The sequence below is a fragment of the Streptomyces sp. NBC_00510 genome, assembly GCA_036013505.1.
GTDB lineage: Bacteria > Actinomycetota > Actinomycetes > Streptomycetales > Streptomycetaceae > Actinacidiphila.
In genome coordinates this window covers 3,759,556-3,773,929 of the sequence record CP107851.1, presented here as the reverse complement: position 1 = coordinate 3,773,929, position 14,374 = coordinate 3,759,556, and the positions used below count along the sequence as shown (strand labels likewise).

12 protein-coding genes, 1 tRNA gene and 3 pseudogenes are annotated in these 14,374 nt (G+C 67.9%); 10 read left to right on the top strand and 6 right to left on the bottom strand.

The genetic code is table 11. The features are described from left to right. Positions 1 to 693: 693 nt before the first annotated feature. Positions 694 to 1,205, bottom strand: a pseudogene (locus tag OG937_16555) (IS30 family transposase). A 235-nt stretch (positions 1,206 to 1,440) separates the two neighbouring features. Here OG937_16555 and OG937_16550 point away from each other — a divergent pair. Together OG937_16550 and OG937_16545 are read left to right on the top strand one after the other, a co-directional pair. Then, a pseudogene (locus OG937_16550) lies at positions 1,441 to 2,690 on the top strand (site-specific integrase). A 224-nt stretch (positions 2,691 to 2,914) separates the two neighbouring features. Further along, positions 2,915 to 3,643, top strand: coding sequence for an LPXTG cell wall anchor domain-containing protein (locus OG937_16545; protein WUD73184.1), 729 nt, complete (start codon positions 2,915 to 2,917; stop codon positions 3,641 to 3,643). Positions 3,644 to 3,792: 149 nt separating this feature from the next. On the opposite strand, the gene OG937_16540 is transcribed toward OG937_16545, so the two are convergent. The 3 genes from OG937_16540 to OG937_16530 form a co-directional block, all read right to left on the bottom strand. Continuing rightward, positions 3,793 to 4,020, bottom strand: a complete 228-nt coding sequence (locus OG937_16540) for a DUF397 domain-containing protein (protein ID WUD78768.1) — start codon at positions 4,018 to 4,020, stop codon at positions 3,793 to 3,795. A gap of 409 nt (positions 4,021 to 4,429) precedes the next feature. Continuing rightward, the gene (locus OG937_16535) at positions 4,430 to 5,080 is read right to left on the bottom strand and encodes a nitroreductase family protein (GenBank protein WUD73183.1); all 651 of its coding nucleotides are present in this window, start codon (positions 5,078 to 5,080) and stop codon (positions 4,430 to 4,432) included. A gap of 135 nt (positions 5,081 to 5,215) precedes the next feature. Continuing rightward, positions 5,216 to 5,749, bottom strand: coding sequence for a carboxymuconolactone decarboxylase family protein (locus OG937_16530; protein ID WUD73182.1), 534 nt, complete (start codon positions 5,747 to 5,749; stop codon positions 5,216 to 5,218). Positions 5,750 to 5,884: 135 nt separating this feature from the next. Here OG937_16530 and OG937_16525 point away from each other — a divergent pair, with 135 nt between their 5' ends. Then, positions 5,885 to 6,523: a TetR family transcriptional regulator C-terminal domain-containing protein gene (locus tag OG937_16525; protein WUD73181.1), complete on the top strand. Its 639-nt coding sequence runs from the start codon at positions 5,885 to 5,887 to the stop codon at positions 6,521 to 6,523. Positions 6,524 to 6,664: 141 nt separating this feature from the next. Here the strand turns inward: OG937_16525 and OG937_16520 are convergent. After that, positions 6,665 to 6,772: pseudogene (locus tag OG937_16520) on the bottom strand (transposase family protein). A gap of 15 nt (positions 6,773 to 6,787) precedes the next feature. Here OG937_16520 and OG937_16515 point away from each other — a divergent pair. The 3 genes from OG937_16515 (at position 6,788) to OG937_16505 (ending at position 9,430) form a co-directional block, all read left to right on the top strand. Beyond that, a complete protein-coding gene (locus OG937_16515) occupies positions 6,788 to 7,579 on the top strand; it encodes a DUF4239 domain-containing protein (protein WUD73180.1) in 792 nt (263 codons plus the stop codon). Between the two features lie 95 nt (positions 7,580 to 7,674). Beyond that, a complete protein-coding gene (locus tag OG937_16510; protein WUD73179.1) occupies positions 7,675 to 8,526 on the top strand; it encodes an alpha/beta hydrolase in 852 nt (283 codons plus the stop codon). A 274-nt stretch (positions 8,527 to 8,800) separates the two neighbouring features. Next, positions 8,801 to 9,430, top strand: a complete 630-nt coding sequence (locus OG937_16505; protein WUD73178.1) for a hypothetical protein — start codon at positions 8,801 to 8,803, stop codon at positions 9,428 to 9,430. A 259-nt stretch (positions 9,431 to 9,689) separates the two neighbouring features. Here the strand turns inward: OG937_16505 and OG937_16500 are convergent. Next, positions 9,690 to 9,761 (bottom strand) — tRNA-Arg (locus OG937_16500). A 243-nt stretch (positions 9,762 to 10,004) separates the two neighbouring features. On the opposite strand from OG937_16500, the gene OG937_16495 reads away from it, so the two are divergent. The 4 genes from OG937_16495 (at position 10,005) to OG937_16480 (ending at position 14,371) form a co-directional block, all read left to right on the top strand. Continuing rightward, positions 10,005 to 10,430 carry a response regulator gene (locus OG937_16495; protein WUD73177.1) on the top strand — a complete coding sequence of 142 codons (426 nt, stop codon included), beginning with the start codon at positions 10,005 to 10,007 and terminating at the stop codon, positions 10,428 to 10,430. 76 nt (positions 10,431 to 10,506) lie between these two features. Beyond that, positions 10,507 to 11,484, top strand: a complete 978-nt coding sequence (locus tag OG937_16490) for a DALR anticodon-binding domain-containing protein (protein WUD73176.1) — start codon at positions 10,507 to 10,509, stop codon at positions 11,482 to 11,484. Between the two features lie 19 nt (positions 11,485 to 11,503). Continuing rightward, a complete protein-coding gene (gene lysA / locus OG937_16485; GenBank protein ID WUD73175.1) occupies positions 11,504 to 12,895 on the top strand; it encodes a diaminopimelate decarboxylase in 1,392 nt (463 codons plus the stop codon). A gap of 126 nt (positions 12,896 to 13,021) precedes the next feature. Next, a complete protein-coding gene (locus tag OG937_16480; protein WUD73174.1) occupies positions 13,022 to 14,371 on the top strand; it encodes a homoserine dehydrogenase in 1,350 nt (449 codons plus the stop codon). Positions 14,372 to 14,374: the final 3 nt, after the last annotated feature.

The window sequence follows — 14,374 nt, the reverse complement described above, 5'->3', positions numbered from 1 at the left end:
CCTCTCTTTCCCAGGCCGTTACGGCCGGTCGGCTTACGCCTGCGAGCGTGGCGATCTGTGCTCGTCCGAGCAACGGGTCGTCATTGGTCGGCGGATACGACATGAGCGCGGAGCCCCCTTCAACTGCGCCATGAAGAATGGTTGATGGACAGTGAGCCTAGAGGCGCTCGACTCTGCTGAACAACTGCGCACCTGGAGTGCGCAAGTCTCCGTAGAGCTGCCGGGGTAGTGGCGTTCGTGAGTCGTTGGCCCCTGCGACACTGTTCTGGCGGCCGTCTCGGTGCACTTGATCGCCACGCACCGCTTGAAGAGGGTATTGGCATCATCTTGCTCGCTCGCACGGCGCCGACCAGAACTTCTGCCGTTGGGCGAACTGCCCTCCGGTGGCGGCGTGTACACCCTTGCCGGGCAAGGCGCTGCATCAGCTGGGCCAGATGACCACCAAAGCCGAACGGAACGCCTCCCTGGGGAGAAACCTCAGGTGCGACGCAGTGCGAGTTCCCCTGCAGGATTCGAACCTGCGACACCCGCTTTCGGAGCGAGGTGGGCGAGCTTGGGCCTGACCTGTGCCCTGCCGACCTTGACCGAGACTGGCTGTGTGCGACGCCGGTGCCCGTGGCTCCCCATCGCTGCCCGTCCGAACTGGCACGGTGAGCAGCTACGCACTCTGAGATCCACCCACACCTGGCGGATTCAATCGGTGTGCGCGATGAGTTCGGCGAGTCTTTGTGATGGTGTCAGGTAGCCGAGGGTCTCGCGTGGTCGACCGATGAGGCTGCGGGCGACCCGGGCGAGGTCGTCGGCCGAGTGCACCGACAAGTCGGTGCCTCTGGGTGGGTACTGGCGCAGCAGCCCCATGGTGTTCTCGTTGGATCCACGCTGCCAGGGCTTGTGCGGGTCGCAGAAGGAGACCGGGAGCCGGCGGCGAGGGTGAAGTCGGCTTGATGGGCCATCTACTTGCGCTGGTCCCAGGTGAGGGTGTGGGCCAGCTCTGCGGGTAGCGCGGTGATGGCCTGCCGTATGGCCTATTCGACCAGGCGCGCGTCGCGGCCAGCGGGCAGGTGCGGCAGCAGGTAACGGGTGGTGCGTTCGACCAGGATGCCGACCGCGGACTTTCCGGGCTTGCCGATGATCAGGTCGCCTTCCAAGTGACCGGGCATCGCACGTTCCCCGACCTCGGTCGGCCGCTCGCTGATCATCATCATGCCGCGGATCCGACCTGTGTTCTCGCCGAGGCTGACACCGCTTGCTCGGTTTGGCTGTGTGCGTCTGGTTCGGCGCATGGGGAGGGCCTGCGCCGTGCTGGTGGAGTCGTGCGTAGTCGAGCAGCGTTATCACGCGGTCATGGAGGTGGCCGCGGGCGCTCCGGTGTCGAGGTCGCGAAACGTTATAGCGGTGTTGCGGCAGTCGGCACATGCTTGGGCGCGCAAGTACGAGCAGGCCGACAATTTCCGCTCCAAGGTCCTGCGGGCAGCCCACGACGGTGAAGAGTTCGACTCCGGTAGCGGTCTCCCTGAGTCCATGGCGGAGAAGAAGGCCACGCTGACCTGGTACGACTTCGCGCTCAAGTACCTGGCTATGAAGTGGCCGCATGCCGCGCCGAACCCGCGCGTCGGGATTAATGAATCCCTGGCGGCGGTCACCGTGGCGCTCCTGGACGAGCGTCTCGGCCGGCCGCCGGAGGAACTGATCCGCAAGGCTCTGCGGAACTGGGCCTTCGTCCTGCCGGGGCCGAGTGATCGGGAACTGCCTCCGGAGATCGCCAACGTGCTGCATTGGGTGTCCAAGGCATCACGTCCGCTGGCAGATCTCGGTGACCCGGTGATCGGTCGTGCCGTGCTCGATGCCCTCAAGATCAAATTGGACGGTACTGCCGCGGCTGCCGAGACTGTGCGTCGGAAGCGACGGACGCTCGTCAACGCCATGCACTACGCGGTCAACCTGGACGAGTTTTCCGAGAATCCGCTCGGTGGCGTGCGGTGGCAAAAGCCCAAGGTCTCCAGCGAGGTGGATCCTCGGGTCGTCGCCAACCCTCACCAAGCCCGTTCCCTGCTGTGCGCCGTGTCCTACGTCGGCGGCTACCGCCGCGCTCGTGGCCGGCGCCTGGTCGGCCTGTTCGCCGCGATGTGCTTCGGTGGCCTGCGTCCGGCCGAAGCGGTCGGTCTCGCCGATACCGATCTCACCCTTCCCGACACCGGGTGGGGGCTGCTCTGCTTCACCGGACGCGCCCCAGCGTCGGGAAGCAATGGACTGACTCGGGGGAGAGCCACGACGACCGCGGGCTGAAGAACCGGCCGGCTGAGGATGTGCGGCGGGTGCCGATTCCCCCGCAGCTGGTGGCCATCTTCCGCGAACACCTCGACACCTTCGGGACGGCTGGTGACGGGCGTCTGTTCTTCAGCGAGGGCGGGGGAGTGGTGTCCTCGTCCTCCTATTACCGGGCCTGGCAGGAGGCACGGCTGCTGGCGCTGCCGCCGGCGGTGGTCGTATCGCCCCTCGCGCGCCGCCCGTACGACCTGCGGCACTCGGCCCTGTCGACGTGGCTCAACGCCGGCGTGGACGCCACCGAGGTTGCCGAACGGGCGGGCAACAGCGTGGAGGTGCTGCTGAGTCGGTACGCGAAGTGCATCGACGGGCGGCAGGAGGTGGCAAATCGCCGTATCGAGGACTTGCTGCGCGAGTACGAGTGACCGACGGTGCGCTCCTGCCGCGCACCGATCGCGTACCGCTGGCCGTGTGCTAGGCGCTTCTTCAAACGTGAACGGTGTGGCGTAATTGTTATGTCGGACCTATGGGGTAGTTGTGACGTAGTCCGACTAATGAGGTCAACCATTCCTTGACGTGCAGGTCGGAGAGGTGAAGCCTGGCCGCCTCCCCCCGCATTCCGTTTCACAACCCCACAGGTGGTACGCCCATGCGCGCCCTTTCTACGGCAGGCGCGGCGACGGCGGCCCTGGCAGCATCCCTGCTGTTTGCGCCCGCCGCCCTCGCCCACAACGCCCCCGGCGACAACGGCAATGTGAAGATCCACGACGCGAAGACCGGCGAGGAGCTGCACAACAACGAGCCGCATGTCTGCACTTTCTACCTCGACGGCTTCCAGTTCGACGGAGCCCAGAAGGCCGACTGGTCCATCGAGCGGTGGTCGCCGACCGACGGTCAGAAGGGCGAGACGGTGAAGTCCGGCTCGCTGACCCTCGACGGCTCCGGCCACGAGCGCACCGAAAACCTCGCGCTCGCGGACGGCCACTACAAGCTCTTCTGGAACTTCGACGGAGAGCACGGCCGCGCCAAGCACAAGGTCTTCTGGGTCGACTGCAAGGACGAGGGCAACGGCGGCGGGACGGAGCCCTCCGGCTCTGCGTCGCCGTCCGCCTCCGCTCCGGAAGGCGGTGAGCAGCCGAGCGGCTCACCCTCGGGCTCCGCGTCGCCGTCGGCCTCCGGCCCGGCGGGCGGTGAGCAGCCGAACGGCTCCCCCTCCGCGACCGTCGCCCCGTCCGCTTCCGACTCCTCCGGCACGGAAAGCGGCGGGCTCGCCGAGACCGGCGCCCAGGTCGGTGGCATCGCCCTCGCCGCGCTGCTGCTGCTGGGTGCGGGTGCCGTGCTGGTGCTGCGCCGCCGCAAGGGCGCCGCACAGCACTGATCGACCGCACATTGCCGTCACGCGGCGCCGGCCCCGGGTAGGGTCCGGCGCCGCCGCCGTCTCAGGATGCCTTGGGCTCTCGGAACTTGAGGCGGTTGCCGAAGGGGTTCTCGGGTAGAACCGGCGGTCCTGGCTGCCGACGGCGATCTCTAGCCGAATTCGCCGTCACGCACGCCCAGTCGAAACGCGGCCCACTCCTCTGCGGTGAATCGGAGCGGCGGCAACTCCCTGTTCTGCGAATCGCGGACCGCAACCGCGCCGCCGCCGAGGTCTGCGACCTCCACACACGTCTTGTCCCACCTGTTGCTGTAGCTGCTAGTAACCCACGCCGCATCAGTCAGGTCTATTGCGTACAGCTCAGTCTTGGCTGCGTCCATCATGGGATCTCCTGTTGCAATCGGATGGACGTTCTCCTTTCAGCATCACCCTGATGGTCCTGCTGCGCATCTTGCCTGAAGGCGCGGGCGGCACGAACGGCCTGCGGCACTACGGCCCGTCTTCAAACCGATCTTGCGCAGAGCAAGAACGACGCGAGGGTGACTGCTGCCTCGTAGGAGGTGGCGGTCTTCTCGTATCGGGTGGTGATCCCAAGGAAGCCTTTTGAGCTGGTTGAAGCACCGTTCGACGGTGTTGCGGCGGCGGTAGGTTTCCGGGTCGAACATCGGGGGTCTGCCGCCGTGGCGACCACGGGCTTGGCGGTGCCGTTGTTGGCCGATCTTCTCGGGGATGGTGTGGACGATCCCGCGTTTGCGCTCAGGCGCGCCGATCGCGCACCCGCTCAGTTCGTCACATGTGGGTGAAGATCTTGTCGGCGTCGAAGCGCGAGACCAGCTGGCGAGAGACGCGCGTCTCGTCCGGGTACCCGAGCACGACGAGCAGCGTCGTGGTGAAGTCGGTGTCGGTGAGGCCGAACGCTTCGTCGATCGTCGCGCGGTCGAACCCTTCCAGCGGGGTGGCGTCGACTCCAAGAGAAGCGGCGGCCATCATGGTCGCGCCGACCACGAGGTACGTGTTCTTCTCCAGCCAGTGGAGCACGTCGCCGCCATAGTTCTCCGACTGGATCTCCACGAAGTTGGACGCTCCAGCCTCCCATCCCTTCTGGATCTCCGGGTCCGCGAAGCGACCGTCCGCGCGCTCCTTCGCGAAGATCTCCTGCAAGTGCTCGTCGGGAATCGTCTTGCGGGTCGTGAACACGATCGCGTGCGACGCGTTCCGCACCTTCTCCGCGTTGTCCGCGAAGCGGCCGACGAGAGCCTCCGCAAGCTTGTCCTTGCCGGCCTGCGACTCCAGTACATGGAAGTGGTTCGGCTGGATGTTGATCGTCGTCGGCGAGGTGCGCAGGTAACGCAACAGGAGCTGGAAGGTCTCCTCCGGGATCTTCTTGTTCGGGTCGAAGTAGCGGGTGAGGTGCTTGGTGATCAGATTGTCGAGATCCATGATGCTTTCGTTTCCTTGTCGGAGAGATCGGGTCAGGAGGCGGTTTCCGGGCGTTGGCCTTACGTCAGTACGTGGTGAACATCGCTTTCATTGGGGCGACCTCCGTGCCAGTCGACGTAATCGCCACGTCGCTGGTCACGCGCCCGCACCGGGGATGTCGACGACGGTGTCGTTGACGTTGTTGAGGTAGTTCGTGAGCAGCGTGACGACCACGACGGTGACGATTGCCTGGATCTCGGGGTCCGTGTACCCGGCCTCGCGAACCGCGGCGATGGCCTCGTCGCCCACCTGACCACGGGTCTCGATCACCTGCTGGGAGAAGCGAGCGACGGCGGCACGCTTGGGATCGGTGGAGCCGCCGGTGCGGGCCAGCTCGATCTCCTCGGTGGACATGCCTCCGAGGTTCGCGGAGATGTATCCGTGCAGCGCCGAGCAGTAGTCGCAGTTGTTGGAGTGGGACGTGGCCAGCGCGATCGTGTGGCGGGTCTTCGCGTCGAGGAGCTTCGCGATGCTGCCCTGCAGGCCCATCACGATCTCGAGGACGGTCGGGTTGCCGGCGAGCGTGGCGAACATGCCCGGAGCGAAGCCGAACTGCTTGGCGATGGCGTCGAGCGTGCCCTGCGTCTTGACGTCGATGTCGGTGAGCTCTGGCGTGGTGAGACGAGACATGGTGGTGGCCCTCCGGGCGGTATCAGTCTGGGCTGCTCAGCCCACTTAGAGTCAACCCGACGCGGAATGGGCTGTCAAGCCCAATCCGTGGTCGTGTTGGGCCGCCGAGCCCAATCTGCGGGATAGGCTGGTGACATGCAGATGAACGATGGATCGCGTGAGCTTCGCGGGCGCACCGGCAAGGGGCTGGCGACGCGAGGTCGCATCCTCGAGCACGCCGCGGACTTGATCTACAAGCGGGGGGTCCACGCGACGAACAACGAGCTGGTGCGAAGAGCAGCGGGGGTCAGCGGCTCGCAGCTGAGCCACTACTTCCCGAACAAGGAAAGCCTGGTGCGCGCCGTCATCGACTGGCAGGCCGAGAGCGTGCTCGGCTTCCACCGAAGCGAACGGTTCGCCGGCTTCGACACGATCGAGGCGTACCAGGAGTGGGCGGACTTCTACGTCGTCTCCGGTCGCCCGTTCGAGAACGGCTGCAGCCTCGGATCCCTCGCGAGCGAGATCGTTAAGACCGATCTGGATGTCCGCGACGACCTCACCCGCGTCTTCGCCGAATGGCAAGACATCTTCCGAGCGGGACTCGAGCGGATGCAATATGAGGGACGACTCGACGCGTCGGCGGATCCGGCGCGACTCGCACACATGCTGATCGCCGCCTACCAGGGAGGTAGCCTGCTCGCGCAGATCGCCCGCGGCGTAGCACCGTTGCGTGACGCGCTGTATGCCGCGGTCGAGCATCTTCGGACGTACACAACGTCAGACGACGTCGCGTGAACCTGATACGAAGCCCGAGCCTCTTGTTCCAGAGTGTGAACGCGAAATCGGTAAGACCGTGGCGTCGGTAGACGCTAACCAACTCGCGGGGCACGTAGCGGCCTGGCGACCCGTCATGCGTGGTGAGTTGACCCAGGGCCTTCTGCTGCTTTCTGCGAGCGTCGGGGCTGGCGCGGCCAGTACTTCGACTACCTCGGTGATGTAGCGGTAGGCGTTGGTCGTGCCGACCCTGAACGCGGCCGCGAGCTGGATAGAGTCGCCGGCGTGGGACTTTGGCTACTCAACAACCTGGACACGGCCAGCCTTGCGATCCTCATCGTTGGCGGCGTTGTTGTTTTGTCGCTCGCCGCTTGCTTGGTGGCGCGCCGTGTTTTTCCCGAGTTGAGCAATGGCGTGACCAATGATGTGTCGCGCACGGTACTTGAACTGTTCGGAGCCATCTACGGAATCGTCCTGGCTTTCGTCATCGTGACCTTGTGGACCGATCTTGAGCAAGTTCAAGCAGTGGTGACCTCGGAGGCAACAGATCTCGCTGTGATCTCCCGCAACGCCCACGGTTTTCCAGACGATGTGCGGCAAAAATTGGACCGTGCGATCGGGAACTACGTCCACGCCATCGTGGAGGATGCATGGCCGCTGATGCGCGAGGGAAAGAATAGCCTCAGCGCGACATCAGGTAAGGTTGAGGCGTTGTATACAGCCCTCCAGGATTACGATCCTAAAAACGCTTCCGAAGAGGCCTTCTACAGCGCGTCGGTGGAGCGACTGAACGATGTGACCGCACAGCGCAGAACCCGCATCCTGGCCGCAACGCAACATCTGCCCCCGCTCTTGGAGGTTCTCACTTACGGGGGAGCGTTGGTCGTCATGCTGATCACCTTGCTTTACGGGGTGGCGAACCTCAAGGTGCAGCTGCTTTTCGTAGGGTCGATCGCGTTGCTGGTAGGCCTGAGCCTCACCCTCGTCCTCGTACTTGAGCATCCCTTCGCCGGCGAAGTGAGTGCGAGTCCCCACCCATTCATGGAAGGTCAGCTGAGCAAGTACTGGGGTAAGTGACGTGGTGAAGTCCGGCGAGGGATCCGCCGGGCCCCCTGCAAGGGGCCGATGACCTGTGCGCAGGCAGCTCTCAGATCAAGGTCATGGGAGACGGTATGAGGCTGGAGCTGCGTCGAGCCGACGGCGGCGTGATATCGGTCGAGGTGGTGGGGGAGCCGGACGCGCCCGCGGTGCTGTTCTGCCACGGGTTGGCCGACTCCGGGTCGACCGTGTACGCCTTGGCGGGCGCGGCCCGCACGCTCGGTCTGCGCCTCATCGCCCCGGATCGCCCCGGCATCGGTGGCACCGACGCCTGTCGCCTGACGCAGGTCGTGGACTGGGCTGCGGAAGCCGCCTCGGTGCTGGACGCTTTGGAAGTCGGCTCGGTGGCGCTGCTCGGCGTCTCGGGCGGCGGAGCGTTCGCGGCGGCCTGCGCGTCCGAGCTGCCCGACCGCGTCCACAGCCTGCTGCTCATCGCGCCACTTGGGCCGCCCAACTGGCCCACCCGCGGGATGGCTGCCGGGCAGCGCGCGTCCTTGCCGATCGCCCGGCACGCTCCGGCCTTCGGTGGCTGGTTTCTGGGCCGCCTGGCCACGCTGGCGCGCCGGACACCAGGGCTGTTCCTTCGCCTGGCGACCAGCGAGATGCCCGCCGGCGACCGGCGTGCCCTCGCCGAGCCGGACGCACGCGCGGCCTTCGTGGCCAACTACCTGCGGGCGTTCCACCGAGGCAGTTGGGGGGTCGCACAGGATCTGCGCCTGCTGACCCGGCCCTGGGGTTTCGACCTCGAATCGATCAGGGTGCCTACGTCGATCCACCACGGGGACGCGGACACCACCGTCCCGCTCCAGCACGCCCGCCGCTTCGCCGCGGTGATTCCGGGCGCACGCCTTCACATCCATCCCGGCCAGGGCCACTTCTCGATCCTTGCCGCACCTGAGTGGACGCTGGCGACACTGGCCGCATGACCGGGCCGTAAAGGGCCCACTGCTTGCTCGACTATCAGGGACGCTGCCTTCTGGCAAGTCCCGAGTTCTCGTGTCACGCAATCTCGGAACATGACGTGATTCCGCATTGAACCTTGAATGGAACATGGGTTCACGCAGAGCAGTTGGGTGCCTGCGTCACCCGGAAGTGAGTCAGGCGGTACGGCGGGATATGGGCCCGCCGCGAAAAGGTCCGCGAATTGCCAGGGCCGTCCGACACACACCTGTTCCCCATGTCTCGCAAGGAGTGATTCTCATGGCTCGCCTCTCGTCAACGCAGCGCTTTCTGATGGTTGCCGGCGCGACTTCCCTAGCTGCAGGAGGCGTGCTGCTTCCCGCCAGTGCCTTCGCCGCCCCGGCGCCGTCATCCGCCGGCATCGAGGCAGTGGCGGTGGCCGAAAAGGGCGATCAGGACCAGGCCAATGCTGCGAAATGGGCGAAGACCACGGATTCCCCCACTGGCATCACTTTCAAACTTCCCGGAAAGGCCACGAAGGAGGAGATCGTCGAAGACGACATTACTTACGCCGCTCGCTCGTATTCGGTGACTACCGCCGACGAAACCACATCCATCACCGTTAATGACGGGCCTACCTTGTCGGCTGGCCTGGACTTGCAGCTTCAGTTCCTCCTGAACGCCAACAACGACTATCCCGACGACGACCTCAAGGCGACCAACATCAAGAAGAGCACGGTGAATGGCCATGCGGTCCTCGATGCTCGTGTCACCAATCCCGCTGTCGCCGACTGGGTTGGTTTCATTCGCATCATCAGCGACGACGACCATGTCGTTAACGTCGCAACCGACGCTCCCGCGGCAGACGAGCAGGCAGCGAGCCAGACGCATCAGGAAGCCCGTGACAGCGTTCGCTTCCCCAAGTCTTGACCCAGGGACCGGCGTCCGCGAAGCCCAGCACCATCCGGGGAGGGAACGGAGCGGCCGGCGCCCGTGGGACCTGCCGGGCATGGGTAACGGTCCGTCGAATGTGGCGGCTGACCTTGGTGAACGCTCCAAGATCCTGTCCACATACTGTCCACAGACTCCGTCATACGGCCACTCCGGGCGGCACACGCCTGCGCATACGCGAAGACCCCGCATCCAGCGTTCTGGCTGGTGGCGGGGTCTTTTGGCACCTCGTGCGAGGTGCCCCCGGCAGGATTCGAACCTGCGCACACGGCTCCGGAGGCCGTTGCTCTATCCCCTGAGCTACGGGGGCGTGTCGGCCGCTGTGGCGGCGACGGGTGAAACCTTACCAGCCTGGGAGGGGTGTCCGTGTACAGGGTTTCCGGGGAGGCGGGTTGCGGGTGGGGAGGGGGTGTCGGGCGTGCCTCGCGCCGTGTGCCGGTGGCATAGCCCATGGCGGCGGCGCGTGTCCGGCGCACCGGGGCGGGGTCGCCCGGTCGGGGAAGGAATGGGGAAAACGCGGACGCATCCGATCCGGCGCGCCTAGGCTCTTCATGTGCCGGGCGAGTCCGGCCGGGTGCTTGTCGTCGACGACAACAAGGTCATCCGGCAGCTGATCAGGGTCAACCTCGAGCTGGAGGGCTTCGAGGTCGTGACCGCGGCCGATGGTGCCGAATGCCTGGACGTGGTGCAGCAGGTGCGCCCCGATGTGGTGACGCTGGACGTCGTCATGCCGCGCCTGGACGGGATACGGACGGCGGCCCGCCTCCGCTCGGACCCCCGCACCCGTGACGTGCGGATCGTCGTGGTCAGTGCCTGCACCCAGGCCGAGGTGGAGCGCGGCGTCGCCGCCGGGGTGGACGCCTTCCTCAGCAAGCCCTTCGAGCCCGGCGAGCTGCTCAACGTGGTGCGCGGGCTCGTCGACAAGGACATCGACGCACCCCAGCAAGGCGCGCCGGCGGCCACGCCGGGCACTGCCTGACCGCGGGTGACCAGGGGTGACCAAAGGGTGAAACCCGTTCGCGTCGGTACCCCCCTCCTCGCCTACGCTTGCGTCTGTGACCCCCGCTGAGCTCTCCCGCACCGTGCTCGCCACGGTCCGTCGTGCTGTGGAGGCCGACGAGCTCAGCCTCGCGGGCCCGGTGCCCGAGCGGGTCGTCGTGCGCAGGCCGCCGCGGCCCGGGTGCGGGGACTACGCCACGAACGTGGCCCTGCAGCTGGCCCCCCTGACCGGTGTCGCGCCGCTCGCCGTCGCGGACGTCATCGGCCGCCGGCTCGCCGGCGCCCCCGGCATCGCCCGGGTGGACGTCGCCGCACCGGGGTTCCTCAACATCACCCTCCAGGGGGAGTCCCACGAGGCCCTCGTCGATCTCGTACGCGAGCGGGGCCACCGCTACGGGGTCGGGGAGTACGAGGCCGCAGCCCTCCCCGCACCCACCGGCGAGGCCCGCGCCGACGTCTACGCCGCCGCCCTCCGCAGGCTCCACGCGGCCACCGGCATCGAGCCGCCCGCGCGGCGGCCGCACCCCGTACGGGAGACGCCGGACGAGCTGGCCCGCAGCCTCGGCGCCGACGCCACCGCCTGGGCGCTGCTGCGCCCGCCCGCCGAGGACGCCCCCCGCACCGACCCCGCGGCGCACCTGGCGCAGCGCGAGGACAACCCCCTGTTCCGGGTCCGGTACGCTCACGCCCGGAGCCGGGCCTTGTTGCGCAATGCCCACGACCTGGGCCTGGAACCCGGCGCCGAATCCGGCCGCCGGGATCCCGCGGAGACCGAACTGCTCGGCCTGATCGCCGACTTCCCCCGCACCGTGGAGGCCGCTGCCCGGCACGGCGCACCCGACCGGGTGGCGCGGCTGCTGGAGCGCACCGCCGATGCCTTCCTCCGCTTCCACGGCGAGTGCCCGGCGCTGCCGAAGGGCGAGGAGAAACCCTCGGCCGTTCACGGGGCCCGCCTGGCGCTCGCCGACGCCGCCGGGACCGTGCTCGCCAACGGCCTGACCCTGCTCGGCATCAGCGCCCCCCGACACCTGTGAGAGCAGAGAGCACGAGACGATGAGCCGTTCCGCACACCCCGCAGGGCCCCGTTACGCCGATGTCCTCCCCGAGGGTCACTACGCCGCGCCGCCCGCCGACCTGAACACCCTGGACCCCCGGGTCTGGGCCCGTACCGTCACCCGGGACGCCGAGGGCGTCGCCACCGTCGGCGGACTGGACGTCCGCGGCCTCGCGGAGGAGTTCGGCACCCCCGCCTACATCCTGGACGAGGCCGACTTCCGGGCCCGCTGCCGTGCCTGGCGCGAGGCCTTCGGCGCGGACGCCGACGTCTTCTACGCGGGCAAGGCGTTCCTGTCCCGTGCCGTGGTGCGCTGGCTGCACGAGGAGGGGCTCAACCTCGACGTGTGCTCCGGCGGGGAACTGGCCGTGGCGCTGTCCGCGGGGATGCCGGCCGACCGGATCGCGCTGCACGGCAACAACAAGACCACCGAGGAGATCCGCCAGGCCGTCGAGGCCGGGGTGGGTCGGATCGTGGTGGACTCGTTCCAGGAGATCGTCCGGGTGGCGGACGCCGCGCAGAAGCTGGGCAGGCGGCAGCGGGTGCAGGTCCGCGTCACGGTCGGCGTCGAGGCGCACACCCACGAGTTCATCGCCACCGCGCACGAGGACCAGAAGTTCGGTTTCTCCCTGGGCGGCGGGGACGCGGCCGAGGCGGTGCGCCGGGTGCTGCGCCTGGACTCGCTCGAACTGGTCGGCATCCACTCGCACATCGGCTCGCAGATCTTCGACACCTCCGGCTTCGAGGTGGCGGCGCACCGCGTGATCGGCCTGCTGCGGCAGATCCGCGACGAGCACGGGGTGGAGCTGCCCGAGATCGACCTCGGCGGCGGCCTCGGCATCGCCTACACCCCGGACGACGACCCGCGCGAGCCGCACGAGATCGCCAAGTCGCTGGGGGAGATCGTCTCCCGCGAGTGCCGGGGCGCGGAGCTCGCCGTCCCGCGGCTGTCGGTCGAGCCGGGTCGGGCGATCGTGGGCCCGACGGCGTTCACCCTGTACGAGGTGGGGACGATCAAGCCGCTGGAGGGCCTGCGGACGTACGTGAGCGTGGACGGCGGCATGTCGGACAACATCCGCACCGCGCTGTACGACGCCGAGTACAGCGTCGCGCTGGTGTCGCGGTCGAGCGACGCCGAGCCGATGCTGAGCCGGGTCGTCGGCAAGCACTGCGAGTCGGGCGACATCGTGGTGCGCGACGCCTTCCTCCCCGCCGACCTGGCGCCCGGCGACCTGCTGGCGGTGCCGGCGACGGGTGCGTACTGCCGCTCGATGGCCAGCAACTACAACCACGCCCTGCGCCCCCCGGTGGTCGCCGTCAAGGACGGCGAGGCCCGGGTGATCGTCCGGCGCGAGACGGAAGAAGATCTCCTGCGTCTCGACGTCGGCTGACGTGAAATCTCACATAGAAGGAGACCGGTCTCGCGATCCGGACGGCACGTGGAAACTTCCGTCCGGTGCGTGAGACTGGGACCGTCCAAGAGGCTTGAAAAGCCGTAAACCGCGAAGCGAGGTCGGATGATGCGTACGCGTCCGCTGAAGGTGGCGCTGCTGGGCTGTGGTGTTGTCGGCTCAGAGGTGGCGCGCATCATGACGACGCACGCGGACGACCTCGCCGCGCGGATCGGCGCACCGGTGGAGCTCGCGGGCATCGCGGTGCGGCGGCCCAACCGGGTGCGCGCGGGCGTGCCCGCCGAGCTGCTCACCACGGACGCGACCGCCCTGGTCAAACGCGGGGACATCGACGTGGTCGTCGAGGTGATCGGCGGCATCGAGCCCGCCCGCTCCCTGATCACCACCTCCTTCGAGCACGGCGCCAGCGTGGTGTCCGCCAACAAGGCGCTGCTGGCCGCCGACGGCGCCGCGCTGCACGCCGCGGCCGTCGAGCACGGGGTGGACCTCTACTACGAGGCCGCGGTCGCCGGCGCCATCCCGCTGATCCGCCCGCTGCGCGAGTCGCTGGCCGGCGACAAGGTCAACCGGGTGCTGGGCATCGTCAACGGCACGACCAACTTCATCCTCGACAAGATGGACACCACCGGCGCCGGCTACTCCGAGGCGCTGGACGAGGCCACCGCGCTGGGCTACGCCGAGGCCGACCCCACCGCCGACGTGGAGGGCTTCGACGCCGCCGCCAAGGCCGCGATCCTGGCCGGCATCGCCTTCCACACCCGGGTGACCATCGACGACGTGCACCGCGAGGGGATCACCGAGGTCACCGCGTCCGACATCGCCTCGGCCAAGAAGATGGGCTGCACGGTGAAGCTGCTGGCGATCTGCGAGCGCAGCGCCGACGGCCGTTCGGTCACCGCCCGCGTCCACCCGGCGATGATCCCCCTGACCCACCCGCTGGCCAGCGTGCGCGAGGCGTACAACGCGGTCTTCGTGGAGGCCGCGGCCGCCGGCCAGCTGATGTTCTACGGCCCCGGGGCGGGCGGCTCGCCGACGGCCTCCGCGGTGCTGGGCGACCTGGTGGCGACCTGCCGCAACAAGCTGGCCGCCACCACCGGGCCGGGGGAGTCGGCGTACGCGCAGCTCACCGTCAGCCCGATGGGTGATGTGGTGACGCGGTACCACATCAGCCTGGACGTGGCGGACAAACCGGGTGTCCTGGCCCAGGTGGCCACGGTCTTCGCCGAGCATCAGGTGTCGATCGACACCGTCCGTCAGCAGGGAAGGAATCCGGGCAGCGGCGACGGAGTCGCCGTCGAGCAGGGTGGTGGCGGGCGGCGGGAGGGCGGGGAGGCGTCGCTCGTCGTCGTCACCCACCGGGCGCCGGACGCGGCGCTCGCGGCGACCGTCGAGGCGCTGCGCAAGCTCGACACCGTCCGGGGCGTCGCCAGCATCATGCGTGTGGAAGGGGAGTAATCC

Coding starts and splice junctions, on each gene's coding strand:
- OG937_16535 (WUD73183.1), bottom strand. CDS start 5,080: ATGGATCTCGACAATCTGATCACCAAGCACCTCACCCGCTACTTCGAC.
- lysA (WUD73175.1), top strand. CDS start 11,504: ATGAGCCGTTCCGCACACCCCGCAGGGCCCCGTTACGCCGATGTCCTC.
- OG937_16510 (WUD73179.1), top strand. CDS start 7,675: ATGAGGCTGGAGCTGCGTCGAGCCGACGGCGGCGTGATATCGGTCGAG.
- OG937_16505 (WUD73178.1), top strand. CDS start 8,801: ATGGCTCGCCTCTCGTCAACGCAGCGCTTTCTGATGGTTGCCGGCGCG.
- OG937_16545 (WUD73184.1), top strand. CDS start 2,915: ATGCGCGCCCTTTCTACGGCAGGCGCGGCGACGGCGGCCCTGGCAGCA.
- OG937_16525 (WUD73181.1), top strand. CDS start 5,885: ATGCAGATGAACGATGGATCGCGTGAGCTTCGCGGGCGCACCGGCAAG.
- OG937_16540 (WUD78768.1), bottom strand. CDS start 4,020: ATGGACGCAGCCAAGACTGAGCTGTACGCAATAGACCTGACTGATGCG.
- OG937_16480 (WUD73174.1), top strand. CDS start 13,022: ATGATGCGTACGCGTCCGCTGAAGGTGGCGCTGCTGGGCTGTGGTGTT.
- OG937_16530 (WUD73182.1), bottom strand. CDS start 5,749: ATGTCTCGTCTCACCACGCCAGAGCTCACCGACATCGACGTCAAGACG.